11 protein-coding genes are annotated in these 15,438 nt (G+C 63.9%); 10 read left to right on the top strand and 1 reads right to left on the bottom strand.

Features of this window, described 5'->3' with window-relative positions:
- Positions 1 to 20 precede the first annotated feature (20 nt).
- From gloB to E1N52_RS15205, 6 genes are all read left to right on the top strand, one after another.
- Entirely contained in the window at positions 21 to 857 is an 837-nt protein-coding gene (gloB, locus tag E1N52_RS15230; RefSeq protein WP_133183575.1) for a hydroxyacylglutathione hydrolase, read from the top strand.
- 154 nt (positions 858 to 1,011) lie between these two features.
- Positions 1,012 to 2,655, top strand: coding sequence for a transglycosylase SLT domain-containing protein (locus E1N52_RS15225; RefSeq protein WP_133183574.1), 1,644 nt, complete (start codon positions 1,012 to 1,014; stop codon positions 2,653 to 2,655).
- 602 nt (positions 2,656 to 3,257) lie between these two features.
- Positions 3,258 to 4,397 carry a glutamine-hydrolyzing carbamoyl-phosphate synthase small subunit gene (carA, locus tag E1N52_RS15220; RefSeq protein ID WP_133183573.1) on the top strand — a complete coding sequence of 380 codons (1,140 nt, stop codon included), beginning with the start codon at positions 3,258 to 3,260 and terminating at the stop codon, positions 4,395 to 4,397.
- Between the two features lie 141 nt (positions 4,398 to 4,538).
- On the top strand, positions 4,539 to 7,793 hold the full coding sequence (gene carB, locus E1N52_RS15215) for a carbamoyl-phosphate synthase large subunit (RefSeq protein WP_133183572.1): 3,255 nt from the start codon (positions 4,539 to 4,541) through the stop codon (positions 7,791 to 7,793).
- A gap of 219 nt (positions 7,794 to 8,012) precedes the next feature.
- Entirely contained in the window at positions 8,013 to 8,489 is a 477-nt protein-coding gene (gene greA, locus E1N52_RS15210; protein ID WP_133183571.1) for a transcription elongation factor GreA, read from the top strand.
- Positions 8,490 to 8,576: 87 nt separating this feature from the next.
- On the top strand, positions 8,577 to 9,038 hold the full coding sequence (locus E1N52_RS15205) for a DUF4149 domain-containing protein (RefSeq protein ID WP_133183721.1): 462 nt from the start codon (positions 8,577 to 8,579) through the stop codon (positions 9,036 to 9,038).
- A 56-nt stretch (positions 9,039 to 9,094) separates the two neighbouring features.
- Here E1N52_RS15205 and E1N52_RS15200 read toward each other — a convergent pair whose 3' ends face one another.
- A complete protein-coding gene (locus E1N52_RS15200; protein WP_133183570.1) occupies positions 9,095 to 9,640 on the bottom strand; it encodes a YhbY family RNA-binding protein in 546 nt (181 codons plus the stop codon).
- 274 nt (positions 9,641 to 9,914) lie between these two features.
- Between E1N52_RS15200 and E1N52_RS15195 the strand changes: the two genes are divergently transcribed.
- From E1N52_RS15195 to glmM, 4 genes are all read left to right on the top strand, one after another.
- Positions 9,915 to 10,577, top strand: a complete 663-nt coding sequence (locus E1N52_RS15195) for an RlmE family RNA methyltransferase (protein WP_133183569.1) — start codon at positions 9,915 to 9,917, stop codon at positions 10,575 to 10,577.
- A gap of 198 nt (positions 10,578 to 10,775) precedes the next feature.
- Positions 10,776 to 12,662, top strand: coding sequence for an ATP-dependent zinc metalloprotease FtsH (gene ftsH, locus E1N52_RS15190; protein ID WP_133183568.1), 1,887 nt, complete (start codon positions 10,776 to 10,778; stop codon positions 12,660 to 12,662).
- A 119-nt stretch (positions 12,663 to 12,781) separates the two neighbouring features.
- Complete coding sequence (gene folP / locus E1N52_RS15185) at positions 12,782 to 13,687, top strand: dihydropteroate synthase (RefSeq protein WP_133183720.1); 906 nt, start codon at positions 12,782 to 12,784, stop codon at positions 13,685 to 13,687.
- A gap of 99 nt (positions 13,688 to 13,786) precedes the next feature.
- Positions 13,787 to 15,139 carry a phosphoglucosamine mutase gene (gene glmM, locus E1N52_RS15180; protein ID WP_133183567.1) on the top strand — a complete coding sequence of 451 codons (1,353 nt, stop codon included), beginning with the start codon at positions 13,787 to 13,789 and terminating at the stop codon, positions 15,137 to 15,139.
- The last annotated feature ends 299 nt before the right edge of the window (positions 15,140 to 15,438 follow it).

The following is a 15,438-nucleotide window of genomic DNA, read 5'->3' as shown; positions in this document are numbered from 1 at the left end:
GTCGAAGAATACGTCGCCCCATGAAGAGTCCGCTTGAGTACGCGCGTTCGAGCGATGCGTGCGCCTACGAGTACGTACCGGTTCCGGCTTTTGAAGACAATTACATCTGGGTCGTTTCGGACGGCCGGAATGCCGTTGCCGTCGATCCGGGCGACGCCGCTCCGGTTCGCGCGTACCTCGCGAAGCGCGGCTGGCGGCTCGTCGCTATTTTACTCACCCATCACCACAACGACCACGTCGGCGGTGTGGCGGACCTGCTCGCCGACGCCCGCGTGCCTGTATATGGCCCGGCCGGCGAGGCGCTTGGCCCGCTCGATGCGTTCGTCACGCGCGTGAAGGGTGGAGACGCCGTCCATCTTGATGCGCCCGCGCTCGACTTGACGGTGATCGATGTGCCAGGCCACACGCGTGGCCACATTGCGTATTTCCAGGCGGCGGATGCGGCCGGTACGCCCCACGTGTTCTGCGGCGACACGCTGTTTGCCTGCGGCTGCGGCCGCCTCTTCGAGGGTACGCCCGCGCAGATGCTCGACTCGCTCGACGCGCTCGCGGCGCTGCCCGGCAATACCCATGTGCATTGCGCACACGAATACACGTTGTCGAACATTCGCTTCGCGCTCGCCTGCGATCCGGAGAACGCCGATCTGCGCGACTGGAGCCGCGAGGCGGCGGCGCTGCGCGAGCGCGGCGTACCGACACTGCCCACGACGATCGCGCACGAGCGCGCCGTCAATCCTTTCCTGCGCGCGGGTGACGCGGCGGTGCAAGCCGCGCTCACCGAGGCGCTGCACGAATCGGTGCCGGACCGGCTGGCGGCTTTCGCAATGATGCGTGAATGGAAGAATCGGTTCCGCTGACCCAGCAAAGTCAGGGGGCATGCTCAACCCAATCGTATGGAATCACGCCCAAGCTGCGGATTTCATGGCTTTTTTTCGAATAATTCCGATTGACGGAAACGGGCACGTTCCGTACTATCGGCTGCAAATTCCAGCCATGCGGATGTAGATTTTCATGCGATTCATAATCAGTGCGCTGCTGGTCCTCATGCTTGCCGCCTGTGCGAGCGGGGGACCGTCTGCGAGTTCTCAAGCACCAGCCAACGCCCAGGCCAACGCCGACCTCATTCGTAAGACCTCCGCTGCGAAGGAAACCATTAACGTCGATCAAGGCTCCGTCGATCAACTCACGAGCCCCGACGCCGACCTCTGGGCGCGCATTCGCCGCGGCTTCCAGATGCCCGACCTGCAAAGCGACCTCGTCGACATGAACGCCAACTGGTACGCCCAGCGGCCGGACTACGTCGCGCGCATGACCGAGCGTTCGCAGAAGTACCTCTATCACATCGTCGAAGAGCTCGAGGCGCGCCATATGCCGACCGAGCTCGCGCTGCTCCCGTTCATCGAGTCCGCCTACAACCCGCAGGCGCTGTCGGTCGCGAAGGCCGCCGGCATGTGGCAGTTCGTGCCGGGCACGGGCCGCACCTATAACCTCAAGCAGAACATGTGGCAGGACGAGCGCCGCGACGTGCTGGCCTCGACCAGCGCCGCGCTCGACTATCTTTCGCGCCTGCACGACATGTTCGGCGACTGGTATCTCGCGCTGGCCGCGTACAACTGGGGCGAGGGCAACGTACAGCGCGCCATCGCGCGCAACGAGGCGGCGGGCCTGCCGACCGACTACCAGAGCCTGCGCATGCCGAGCGAAACACGTAACTACGTGCCGAAGCTGCAAGCGGTCAAGAACATCGTGATGAACCCGCAGCAGTACGGGCTCACGCTACCGTCGATTCCGAACCACCCGTATTTCGTCACGGTCACGACCTCGCACGACATCGACGTGGACGTCGCCGCCAAGCTCGCGAACATGACGACCGACGAGTTCCGCTCGCTCAACCCGTCGTTCAAGAAGCCCGTGATCCTCGGCGCGACCGACCCGCAGATCCTGCTGCCGTTCGACAACGCGAGCGCGTTCGAGCGCAACCTGAAGGCCTATTCCGGCCAGCTTTCGTCCTGGACCGTCTACACGACCGACTCGCGCGCCACGCCGGCGGCGATTGCGCAGAAGATCGGCGTGGACGCCGACACGCTGATGTCGGTGAACAAGATTCCGGCGGGCATGCGCCTGAAAGCGGGCTCGACGCTCGTGGTGCCGCGCACCGACGACGGCGACGACGAGGACATCAGCGCCGACGTCGCGGAAAGCGCCGTGCTGGCCATGGAGCCCGACGTGCCCGACACGCGCAAGATGCTGATCCGCGTGCGCCGCAAGCAGTCGATGGAAGCCGTGGCGAGCCGCTATGGCGTGTCGCTCGGCCAGTTGAAGGCGTGGAACAAGACCCGCCGCGACTACGTCGCGCCGGGCCAGGTGCTGGTTTTGCACGTGCCGGTCAACAAGGCAATGCCGAGCGAACCGGGCCCGGAACGTCTGGCAACGAACGTTTCTGGTGGTGGCGTGCAGCGAATTGGCACCCGCGTTGCAGACACCGGGTCGAAGTCGCGATACGATAAGAAGCACGGTCGCGCGCGCACCGAGGTCGTCAAGGTTTCCGAACCTGTCAAGGCCAAGACGGTCAGCGCTGCGCCCAGCAAGGCGTCGAAGGTTACGGCGAGCCGCCCGAAGGCCGAAACCCATACGCAGAAGCACCATACAAAATAGCGGCTGGCGAAGGGTGCTCAAACATGCGTTGCGGGGGCAGCGCATGGTATTTCGCTCCGATCACTTTTCCGTTTTTGTTGTGTTTGACGCCGTCACCCCGCCAGGTGGCGGCGTTTTCATTGGTGGGTGCCAAAAATAGAGGGCGCGAATAAAGGGGCGATTCCGGGCGGCAAACGTCGGGTTGGTGCTTGCCGCCACGCCCCCGCCCGCTATAGTGGAAAGGGCCGCGCACCGGGCTGCGAGGACGCTCCCCATCGGCAGCATCATCCTGAAATTTGAAGGAAAGGTGACTTTCGCGCTATAATTCGAAGGTTTGAGCTTATCAACCCGCACCCTAGCGCCTACCTCCTCCCATCCGTTCATCCGCCGCCCGCGCTTCATCGTCAACTGGCCGGCTGCCGCCCGATCTTGCGTCACAAACGCGCGCTCGTGGCCCGGCGCCACAACGGTCGACCGCACGAAGAAACGCGCAAGCGAGCGAGCCGCGCGCGCATCCTGATCCTCACGGAAAGGGGTGCCGACGCCGCAGCCGCTCCCACAGGTCGCAAGATCGCAACGTCGGATAACAGGTCGGCACAGGGTGCTCCCCCAAGGAGTCTCCCGTGTTGCCGTCATTCTCTCCCGCTCTGCTCGCGCTCGCCGACGGCACGGTCTTTCGTGGTTACTCGATCGGCGCGCCGGGTCATACGATCGGTGAAGTCGTGTTCAACACGGCCATCACCGGTTATCAGGAAATCCTGACTGACCCGAGCTACGCTCGCCAGATCGTCACCCTCACGTATCCGCATATCGGCAACGTCGGCGTCAATGCCGAAGACGTCGAAGCCACGAAAGTCCATGCCGCCGGTCTGATCATCCGCGACCTGCCTGTGCTCGCCTCGAACTTCCGCATGGAGCGCACGCTCGGCCAGTATCTGAAGGACGAAGGCGTCGTCGCCATCGCCGGCATCGATACGCGCAAGCTCACGCGTATCCTGCGCGACAAGGGCGCGCAGAACGGCGCGATCCTCGCGGGCTCCGACGACGAAGCGAAGGCCATCGAACTCGCGCGCTCGTTCCCGGGCCTCGCGGGCATGGACCTCGCGAAGGTCGTCTCGACCGACAAGCCGTACAAGTGGAACACCACCGAATGGCGTCTGGGTGAAGGCTACCGCACGCAATCGGCGCCGAAGTACAAGGTCGTGGCGTTCGATTACGGCGTGAAGCAGAACATCCTGCGCATGCTGGCCGAGCGCGGCTGCGACGTCACGGTGCTGCCGGCGCAAGCGACGGCTGAAGACGCCTTCGCACTGAACCCGGACGGCGTGTTCCTCTCGAACGGCCCCGGCGATCCGGAACCCTGCGACTACGCGATCAAGGCGACGCAAGCCTTCATCGAGCGCGGCATCCCGACCTTCGGTATCTGCCTCGGCCACCAGATCATGGGCCTCGCCGTCGGCGCGACGACCATGAAGATGAAAACGGGCCACCACGGCGCGAACCATCCGGTGAAGGATCTGGCCGACGGTCGTGTCGTCATCACGTCGCAGAACCACGGCTTCGCGGTGGACGCCGCCACGCTGCCCGCCAACACGCGCGTCACGCACGTTTCGTTGTTCGACGGCACGCTGCAAGGCTTCGAGCTGACCGACAAGCCCGCGTTCTGCTTCCAGGGCCACCCGGAAGCATCGCCGGGTCCGCAGGACATCGGCTATCTGTTCGATCGCTTCACGGCGCTGATGGACAAGGCGAAGGCGGCGTAAGCGCCGTATGAAGCGAAAGCGCAGAGCAGGGTGCGCAGCGAGCCGGTTCGAAGAACGGCCCACGCGCGCACCCGGGCGGCAAGCTGAGTCACCCGCGAGCCGCCAGACGTAAAAGACACAGGAATATTTAGCGAGAGCGTTATGCCCAAGCGGACAGACATCAAGAGCATTCTCATCATCGGCGCGGGTCCGATCATCATCGGCCAGGCGTGCGAGTTCGACTATTCGGGCGCGCAGGCATGCAAGGCGCTGCGTGAAGAAGGCTACAAGGTCATCCTCGTCAACAGCAATCCGGCGACGATCATGACCGACCCGAACACGGCCGACGTCACCTACATCGAGCCGATCACGTGGGAAGTGGTGGAGCGCATCATCGAGAAGGAGCGTCCCGACGCGATCCTGCCGACGATGGGCGGCCAGACCGCGCTGAACTGCGCGCTCGACCTGCACCACCACGGCGTGCTGAAGAAGTACAACGTCGAGCTGATCGGCGCGTCGCCGGAAGCCATCGACAAGGCCGAAGACCGCCAGAAGTTCAAGGACGCGATGACGAAGATCGGCCTTGGCTCGGCGAAGTCGGGCGTCGCGCACTCGATGGAAGAAGCGATCAAGGTGCAAGGCGAAATCGCCGAAGCCACCGGCACGGGCGGCTACCCGGTCGTGATCCGTCCGTCGTTCACGCTGGGCGGCTCGGGCGGCGGCATTGCCTACAACCGTGAAGAGTTCGAAGAGATCTGCAAGCGCGGTCTCGACCTTTCGCCCACGCGCGAACTGCTGATCGAAGAGTCGCTGCTCGGCTGGAAGGAATACGAGATGGAAGTGGTCCGCGACAAGGCGGATAACTGCATCATCGTTTGCTCGATCGAAAACCTCGACCCGATGGGCATCCACACCGGCGACTCGATCACGGTCGCGCCGGCGCAAACGCTCACCGACAAGGAATACCAGATCCTGCGTGACGCCTCGCTGGCTGTCCTGCGCGAGATCGGCGTGGATACGGGCGGTTCGAACGTCCAGTTCTCGATCGACCCGAAAACCGGTCGCATGATCGTGATCGAAATGAACCCGCGCGTCTCGCGTTCGTCGGCGCTGGCTTCGAAGGCCACGGGATTCCCGATCGCCAAGGTCGCAGCGAAGCTGGCCGTGGGCTACACGCTCGACGAGCTCAAGAACGAAATCACCGGCGGTCAGACGCCGGCTTCGTTCGAGCCGACCATCGACTACGTCGTCACGAAGATTCCGCGTTTCGCGTTCGAGAAGTTCCGCGAAGCCGACCCGCGCCTCACCACGCAGATGAAGTCGGTGGGCGAAGTCATGGCGATTGGCCGCACGTTCCAGGAGTCGTTCCAGAAGGCGCTGCGTGGCCTCGAAGTCGGCGTGGACGGGCTGGACGAAAAGACCACGAGCCGCGACGAGATCATCCGCGAGATCGGCGAAGCCGGTCCGGACCGCATCTGGTACGTGGGCGACGCGTTCCGCGTGGGCATGACGCGCGAAGAGATCTTCGAAGAAACCGCGATCGACCCGTGGTTCCTCGCGCAGATCGAAGAGATCGTCAAGAAGGAAGAGGCCGTCAAGGGTCGCACGCTCGAGAGCCTCTCGAAGGACGAGCTGCGCTACCTCAAGCAAAGCGGTTTCTCGGATCGCCGTCTTGCGAAGCTGCTCGGCGCGAATGCCGCCGACGTGCGCAAGCGCCGTATCGAGCTGAACGTGCGCCCGGTCTACAAGCGCGTGGACACCTGCGCGGCCGAGTTCGCCACGAAAACCGCCTACATGTACTCGACCTATGAGGACGAGTGCGAGGCCAACCCGACCACCAACAAGAAGATCATGGTGCTCGGCGGCGGCCCGAACCGGATCGGCCAGGGTATCGAGTTCGACTACTGCTGCGTGCACGCCGCGCTCGCCATGCGCGAAGACGGCTACGAAACGATCATGGTCAACTGCAACCCCGAGACCGTTTCGACCGACTACGACACGTCCGACCGTCTGTACTTCGAGCCGCTCACGCTCGAAGACGTGCTCGAAGTCGTGGATCTGGAAAAGCCGGTTGGCGTGATCGTGCAGTACGGCGGCCAGACGCCGCTGAAGCTCGCGCTCGACCTCGAGGCGAACGGCGTGCCCATCGTCGGCACGTCGCCGGACATGATCGATGCCGCCGAAGACCGCGAGCGCTTCCAGAAGCTGCTGCAGGACCTGAACCTGCGCCAGCCGCCGAACCGCACGGCGCGCGCCGAAGACGAAGCGCTCAAGCTCGCCGACGAAATCGGCTATCCGCTCGTCGTGCGTCCGTCGTACGTGCTGGGCGGCCGCGCCATGGAAATCGTCCACGAGCCGCGCGACCTCGAGCGCTACATGCGCGAGGCCGTGAAGGTGTCGAACGACTCGCCGGTGCTGCTCGACCGCTTCCTGAACGACGCGATCGAATGCGACGTTGACTGCATCTCCGATGGCACGGACGTCTTCATCGGCGGCGTGATGGAGCACATCGAGCAAGCGGGCGTGCACTCGGGCGACTCGGCCTGCTCGCTGCCGCCGTACTCGCTGTCGCAGGAAACGGTCACCGAACTGAAGCGTCAAACGGCCGCAATGGCCAAGGCGCTCAACGTGGTCGGCCTGATGAACGTGCAGTTCGCAATCCAGCAAGTGCCGCAGGATGACGGTTCGAAGAAGGACATCATCTACGTGCTGGAAGTGAACCCGCGCGCTTCGCGTACCGTGCCGTACGTTTCGAAGGCGACCAGCCTGCCGCTCGCGAAGATCGCTGCGCGCGCGATGGTCGGCCAGAAGCTGGCGGAGCAGGGCGTGACGAAGGAAGTCGTGCCGCCGTACTTCAGCGTGAAGGAAGCGGTATTCCCGTTCATCAAGTTCCCGACCGTCGACCCGGTGCTCGGACCGGAAATGCGTTCCACGGGCGAAGTGATGGGCGTGGGCAAGACCTTCGGCGAAGCGCTCTTCAAGTCGCAGCTCGCAGCGGGCTCGCGCCTGCCGGAGTCGGGCACCGTCTTCATCACGGTGATGGACGCCGACAAGCCCAAGGCTGTCGAAGTCGCGCGCATGCTGCACGAGCTCGGTTACCCGATCGTCGCCACGCGCGGCACGGCTGCCGCGATCGAGGCGGCTGGCGTGCCGGTGAAGGTCGTGAACAAGGTGAAGGACGGCCGTCCGCACATCGTCGACATGATCAAGAACGGCGAGATTTCGCTCGTCTTCACGACCGTCGACGAAACCCGCTCGGCGATCGCCGATTCGCGTTCGATCCGCATGAGCGCGCAGGCCAACAAGGTCACGTACTACACGACGATGTCGGGCGCACGCGCGGCCGTCGAGGGTCTGCGCTACCTGAAGAACCTGGAAGTCTATGATTTACAAGGCCTCCATGCTCGCCTAAACTAAGGCTTCAATTGTCTGTCTAACACTCAACGAGGCAGGCTAAAAAAGCTGAATGTGCCGCGGTTAAGCGGCGTCCCAACAGGGTTTTCAGGCTGCGCCAGACCGCGCAGCCGCCCTCGCGGGATGCACTTAACCGCGGAATTTTTTTTATGGCCGCAACGTGCGCGACAAGCGTGCGTGGCGTGGTCTCCTTTAGGCCCTCGTGGGCCGTACGAGTTGTTTATGAGCACGATTCCCTTGACCAAGCGCGGTGCAGACCAACTCCGCGGAGAGTTGCAGCGCCTCAAGTCCGTCGAGCGTCCGGCGGTCATCAATTCGATCGCGGAAGCGCGTGCGCAGGGCGATCTGTCGGAAAACGCGGAATACGACGCCGCAAAGGAAAAGCAGGGCTTCATCGAAGGCCGCATCGCCGAGATCGAGTCGAAGCTGGCGGCCGCGCAGATCATCGACCCGGCCACGCTCGAAGCGGACGGCCGCGTGGTGTTCGGCTCGACCGTGGATCTCGAAGATCTGGATTCGGGCAAGACGGTGACCTACCAGATCGTCGGCGACGACGAAGCCGACCTCGAGCACGGCCTGATCTCGGTCAGCTCGCCCATCGCGCGCGCGCTGATCGGCAGGTCCGAAGGCGATGTCGCCCAAGTGCAGGCCCCGAGCGGCGTGCGCGAGTACGAGGTCATCGAGGTTCGCTACGTCTGAGGGCGCATCGACGTGAGTACTGCAAGCCACGTGGGTTCCGCCACTCCCGTTTCGCTCGTTCCGCACCGGCTCTTCGGGCTGCTGGCCATGCTGTGGGTCGGCAGTCAGCTGACCATCGGCTATGCGGTCGCACCCGTCCTGTTCGCGTCGCTCGAAAGGCCGGTGGCCGGCGAACTCGCCGCGCAGCTCTTTCGCCTTGAAGGCATGATCGGTGTGGTGTGCGGCGTGCTGATGCTCGGGCTCTCGAACGTGCTCGCGCGCCGCGGCGCGTTGGGCTATCGCCGGCTGCGCTGGATTCTGGCTGCCATGCTGCTGTGCGTGCTGATCGGCTATTTCGCGCTGCAGCCGTTCATGAACGCGTTGCGCGTTCAAGCGATGAGCGCGGGCATGGATGTGGCCAGTTCGCCGTATGCGAGCCGCTTCGGCTTGCTGCACGGTGTGTCGAGTCTGTTCTATCTCGTACAGAGCCTGCTCGGTGCGTGGCTCGTTTGGCTCTTGCCTTCGGCGCGCGCCTCGCTGCCGCAGCGCGTGGAAAGCACTGCGCGCTGAAAGTGGCCTGAAGCCGGTTCAGGCGAAAAAAAGCGCGGCTCGAAGGCCGCGCTTTTTTACTTCGAACCCTGGTGGGCTCGCTTGGAACTGGTTTGGCGCTTCTTGGCGCGCTTGATGTTGCCGCCTTGCGTAACGCGTTCGTTGCCCTTGACCGTCACCTTTTGCGCCTTCGGCTTGCGCATGGGGTTGTCGCTGGCCTTGACGACCTTGACGGTGCGCGGCGCGGCGCCACGCTTGCCCGCTTCACGTGCGCTCGGCACGTCGGCGGCCGGGCGCGACACGGTGCCGCGGGCGCCGGCGCGCACGGTCGTGGTCTTCGCCTTGGCTTCCTCGGGCTTGTAGATGACGAGCAGCTTGCCGATGTGCTGGATCGGGGCGGCGCTCAGGCGGTCGCAGATCTCTTCGTAGATCGCGAGGCGCTCTTCGCGCTCGTCGCCGAACACGCGCACCTTGATGAGCTGGTGTGCGCCAAGGTGAACCTTGATTTCCTTGAGGACGGCGTCGGTCAGTCCCTCGGCGCCGATAAGCACGACCGGTTTGAGCGCGTGAGCCTGGGAGCGCAGCTCGGAGCGCTGCTCGGCGGAAAGAGTGAGGGCGGGCATGGGATGTGGCAGACTCGACTAAAATGACGGCGCCGCGCGGGGTCGACAGGCATGAATTGACAACCTGGGCAGACGTGAATGCGGGCCGCGAATAGCGGACCGCCAGCGGGCAAAGCGCGTCGGAACAACGGAAAACCGTGGGGAACGGCAGGGCGCGGGCAAAAAACGCTGGCGGAGAAACGAACATCCGGCCAGGCGGGCCGCGACGGCCGCACGAATAAAACGCGTATTATCCGCTAAAAGCGCGGAATCACGCAGCAAGAGTTCATCTTTAATGGCAAAAAATCGCTTCAATCAGTCGTGGCTGCACGACCATATCAACGATCCGTACGTGAAAATGGCACAGCGGGAGGGCTATCGTGCCCGCGCTGCCTACAAGCTGAAGGAAATCGACGAGCAGGACAAGCTGATCCGCCCCGGCATGGTGATCGTGGACCTGGGCGCGGCGCCCGGCAGCTGGAGCCAGTACGCCCGCAACAAGCTCGCGCAAAGCTCGAAGCGCGACGAAGAGCGGCAGGGTGGGATCGACGGCACGATCATCGCGCTCGACCTCCTTCCGATGGAACCCATCTCCGACGTGCAGTTCCTGCAGGGCGACTTCCGCGAGGACGACGTGCTCGCGCAACTGGAAGAATTGGTGGGCGGCCGTCCGGTCGACCTTGTAATTTCGGACATGGCGCCCAATCTCTCGGGGGTCGCGTCGGCCGACGCGGCGCGTATCGAGCACGTGTGCGACCTCGCGCTCGAGTTTTCGCAGAATCATCTGAAACCCGATGGAGCCCTTTTAGTCAAATGCTTCCACGGCAGCGGTTACAGTCAGATCGTCGAGAAGTTCAAGCAGCAATTCAAGGTCGTGGCGGCACGCAAACCGAAGGCTTCGCGTGATAAATCGTCCGAAACGTTTATATTGGGTAAACATCTGAAGCGGCCCTGTTAAACGGGGCATGATTGCCGTGCAAAAGGCGCAATCTGGTCGCAAAATGACCGCAAGAGGCGGTCAGGACAAGGCGCTCGGGCTATTCCTGCGGTAGCGAAACGTTATGGCAGGGGTCCGTGTACTGGATTAGAATGCTTTGGTGGTGTCGCAGTCGCAAGGCAAATGTAGGCGCCCATCTATGAGTGAAGGAGTGGTGCTTTGAACAACAACATGTTTTCGAAGGCAGCAGTGTGGCTGGTAATCGCACTGGTGCTGTTTACGGTGTTCAAGCAGTTCGACAAGCCCCGTGTCCAGGAAGGCGTTTCCTATTCGCAGTTCATGGACGACGCGAAGAACGGCAAGGTCAAGAGCGTCGTGGTGCAGGGGCGGAACCTCACGGTCACTCCGGCTGATGGCCAGAAATACCAGATCGTCTCCCCGGGCGACATCTGGATGGTCGGCGACCTGATGAAATATGGCGTGCAGGTGAGCGGCAAGGCTGACGAAGAGCCGAACGCGCTCGTTTCCGCGCTGTACTACCTCGGGCCGACCATACTTATCATCGTGTTCTGGTTCTACATGATGAGACAGATGCAGGGGGGCGGCAAAGGCGGGGCGTTCTCCTTTGGTAAATCGCGCGCCCGCCTGATCGACGAGAACAACAACGCGGTCAACTTCTCCGACGTCGCGGGCTGCGACGAAGCGAAGGAGGAAGTGTCCGAGCTCGTCGACTTCCTGCGCGATCCGCAAAAATTCCAGAAGCTGGGTGGACGCATTCCGCGCGGCGTGCTGCTCGTCGGCCCTCCGGGTACGGGTAAGACGCTGCTTGCGCGTGCCATTGCCGGCGAAGCGAAGGTGCCGTTCTTCAGCATCTCGGGTTCGGACTTCGTCGAAATGTTCGTCGGCGTGGGCGCGGCCCGTGTGCGCGACATGTTCGAGCAGGCCAAGAAGCATGCGCCGTGTATCGTGTTCATCGACGAAATCGACGCGGTCGGCCGCCATCGTGGCGCCGGCATGGGCGGCGGCAACGACGAGCGCGAACAGACGCTGAACCAGATGCTGGTCGAGATGGACGGCTTCGAGGCGAACTCGGGCGTGATCGTGATCGCGGCAACCAACCGTTCGGACGTGCTGGACAAGGCGCTGCTGCGTCCGGGCCGTTTCGACCGCCAGGTGTATGTGGGCCTGCCGGATATCCGCGGCCGCGAGCAGATCATGAAGGTGCACCTGCGCAAGGTGCCGATCGCCAACGACGTGGACGCAGCGGTCATCGCACGCGGCACGCCGGGCTTCTCGGGTGCCGACCTCGCGAACCTCGTCAACGAAGCCGCACTCTTCGCGGCACGCCGCGGCAAGCGCATCGTCGAGATGCAGGACTTCGAAGACGCGAAGGACAAGATCTTCATGGGTCCGGAGCGCAAGTCGGCGGTTATCCGCGAGGAAGCGAAGCGCGCCACGGCGTACCACGAGTCGGGTCACGCGGTTATCGCGAAGCTGCTGCCGAAGGCAGACCCGGTGCACAAGGTCACGATCATCCCGCGCGGTCGCGCGCTGGGCGTGACGTGGCAGTTGCCCGAGCACGACAACGAAACGTACTCGAAGGACTATCTGCTGGATCGTCTGGCCATCCTGTTCGGCGGCCGTGTGGCGGAAGAGCTGTTCATGAACCTGATCAGCACGGGCGCCTCGGACGACTTCAACAAGGCGACGCAAACGGCTCGCGCGATGGTCACGCGCTTCGGTATGACCGACGCGCTCGGACCGATGGTCTATGCCGACGACGATAACGACGGCGGCCCGTTCGGCAAGGGCTTCACGCGTGCAATCTCGGAAGCGACGCAGCAGAAGGTCGACGCGGAAATCCGCCGCGTGCTCGACGAGCAGTACAACCTCGCGAAGCGCCTGCTCGACGAGAACCGCGACAAGGTCGAAGCCATGACCGCGGCACTCATGGAGTGGGAAACGATCGACGCCGACCAGATCAACGACATCATGGCCGGCCGTCCGCCGCGCTCGCCGAAGAGCACGCCGTCGCCGGGCGACGCGTCGTCGGGCGGCAGCACGGGCACTGAGGTCAAGCCCGGTAGCGCCACCGCACCGGCGTAATCCTTATCGAGTAAAGTTGCGGGCCGGTGTGATGTTCACATCGGCCCGTTTTGCATTTCTTGCGAGCCGCAGCGCTGCCGCATCTCGTTACACATCTGACGTTTTCTGACGTGCCCAACATCTCCTCGCAAGGTAGTCTCCCACCTGAACCGCTCGCATGTGGCCGCTTCACGCTGACTTTCGAGCGTCCGCTCGTCATGGGCATCCTCAACGCAACCCCCGACTCGTTTTCCGACGGCGGCCGTTATATCGCGTTCGGCGACGCCTTGCGCCGTGCCGAGCAGATGATGCTCGACGGCGTCGATATCATCGACATCGGCGGTGAATCGACGCGGCCGGGCGCGCCGCCCGTGCCGCTCGACGAGGAACTCGAACGTGTGATTCCGCTCGTGGAAAGGCTCAAGGGCGCGAATGTGCCGCTGTCGATCGACACGTACAAGCCCGAAGTCATGCGCGCGGCGCTCGCGGCGGGCGCCGACATGATCAACGACATCTGGGGTTTCCGGATGCCCGGCGCGATCGAGGCCGTGCGCGGCAGCGAGTGCGGGCTGTGTGTGATGCACATGCTCGGCGAGCCGCAGACGATGCAGCTGGGCGAGCCCGATTACGTGGATGTCGTGCGCGAGGTGCGCGAGTTTCTCGCCGAGCGTTGCGCCGAACTCGAAGCGGCCGGCGTGGCGAAGGGGCGTATCAGCGTGGACCCGGGCTTCGGCTTCGGCAAGTCGGTGGTCGAGCACAATTACGCGCTGCTCGCGCACCTGCCGCAGACGGCACCCGAGGTTGCGGCAGGCGTCGCACCGTATCCGATCCTGGCCGGCATGTCGCGCAAGTCGATGCTCGGCGCGCTCGTGAACCGGCCGGCGCCCGAACGCGTGGCGGCGAGCATAGGAGCGGCCGTGTGCGCGGCAGAGCGCGGCGCGGCGATCATTCGCGTGCACGACGTTGCGCCCACGGTGGACGCACTGAAGATCTGGGCGGCGATGCGCGACGCGATGTCCGCCGGCACGTCGCACACACAAGGCTGAGCCATCGCCAGGAAGAACGCTGACCGGCGCGAAGTGCGTCCGAGCGGATCCAGGCGGCACAATACAGGACAAAGCAGCACCAAACCGAGGGGTAGAAAGATGGGACGTCGTTATTTCGGAACTGATGGAGTACGTGGCAAGGTCGGCGAGGCGCCGATTACGCCCGATTTCGTGCTTCGGCTAGGCTACGCCGCGGGCAAGGTGCTCGCGGGCTCGGCGGCGGCATCCGGGCCGCGCCCGTCCGTGCTGATCGGCAAGGACACGCGTATTTCGGGCTATATGCTCGAAGCCTCCCTCGAAGCTGGGCTCTCGGCTGCGGGCATCGACGTGATGCTGGCCGGTCCGATGACGACGCCCGGCATCGCCTATCTCACGCGCGCGCTGCGGCTCGCCGCGGGCGTGGTGATCAGCGCGTCGCACAATCCCTACTACGACAACGGCATCAAGTTCTTCTCCGCCGACGGCAACAAGCTCCCCGACGAGGTGGAGACGCAAATCGAGGAGCAGCTCGAGCAGCCGCTGGCCTGCGCGCCCTCTGAGCAGCTTGGCCGCGCACGCCGCCTGCACGACGCGGGCGGGCGCTACATCGAGTTCTGCAAGAGCACGTTCCCGCAGGCGTTCAATCTGCGCGGCCTGAAGCTCGTGATCGATTGCGCCAACGGTGCGGGTTATGACATCGCGCCGCACGTGTTCCACGAGCTGGGCGCGGACGTGATCCCGATCGGCGTGTCGCCGAACGGTTTCAACATCAACGACGGCGTGGGTGCGACCGCGCCTGACGCGCTCGTGCGCGCCGTGCGCGCGAATCACGCGGACCTCGGTATCGCGCTCGATGGCGACGCCGACCGTCTCCAGGTGGTCGACGCACAGGGCCGCCTTTACAACGGCGACGAGCTGCTCTACGTGCTTGTGAAGGACCGCATCGCGACCGACGGCAAGGTCGAAGGCGCGGTGGGCACGCTCATGACCAATCTCGCGGTGGAGCAGGCGCTCGAAGGTCTTGGGGTGCAGCTCGTGCGCGCGAACGTGGGCGACCGCTACGTGCTGGAGCAACTGCGCGAGCGCGGCTGGCAACTCGGCGCGGAAGGCTCGGGCCACATTCTGTCGCTCGACCGCCACACGACCGGCGACGGCATCGTCTCGGCGCTACTCGTGCTCGCGGCGATGAAGCGCAGCGGCAAGTCGATCGCGCAGCTGCTCGACGGCGTGAAACTGTTTCCGCAGAAGCTCATCAACGTGCGCATCGCGCAGGGCGCCGACTGGAAGGGCAACGCCGAGATCCAGCAGTCGATCGCTTCCGCCGAAGCCGAATTGAAGGGCCGTGGCCGCGTACTGATCCGCGCTTCGGGTACGGAGCCGGTGCTGCGCGTGATGGTCGAGGCCCGCGAAGAGCGCGACACCGTGCATTACGCCGAGGCGATCGCCAGCGTGGTCAAGCGTTCGATCGCGTGATCGCCGGCTATTGAACTGCGCTGCCGGATCACGCCGGCGCCAAACCGATGAGCACGACGTTGCAACTTGCCGTCGTGCTCATTCTTTTGTGCTCATCTTTTTTTGCGATTTTTTCGATGTCCCAACGGATGCAGGCAAACGTTTAAAACAATCGCATAACCGTTTGCAAACGATTTTCGAGGGAATCCTCGAATTTTTCACCGGACCCCGTAGAGGGCCGCCAAACGCCCGCCTGGCGGCCTTCCCGGCCGTCGCAGTCCTCGCAGCTCATGCTGCAACCACGCCTCGCAAAGCGCGCA

The organism is Paraburkholderia guartelaensis (genome assembly GCF_004353905.1).
GTDB lineage: Bacteria > Pseudomonadota > Gammaproteobacteria > Burkholderiales > Burkholderiaceae > Paraburkholderia > Paraburkholderia guartelaensis.
Note: the sequence above shows the minus strand (reverse complement) of the source record. Positions and strands in the feature narration are given on the sequence as shown.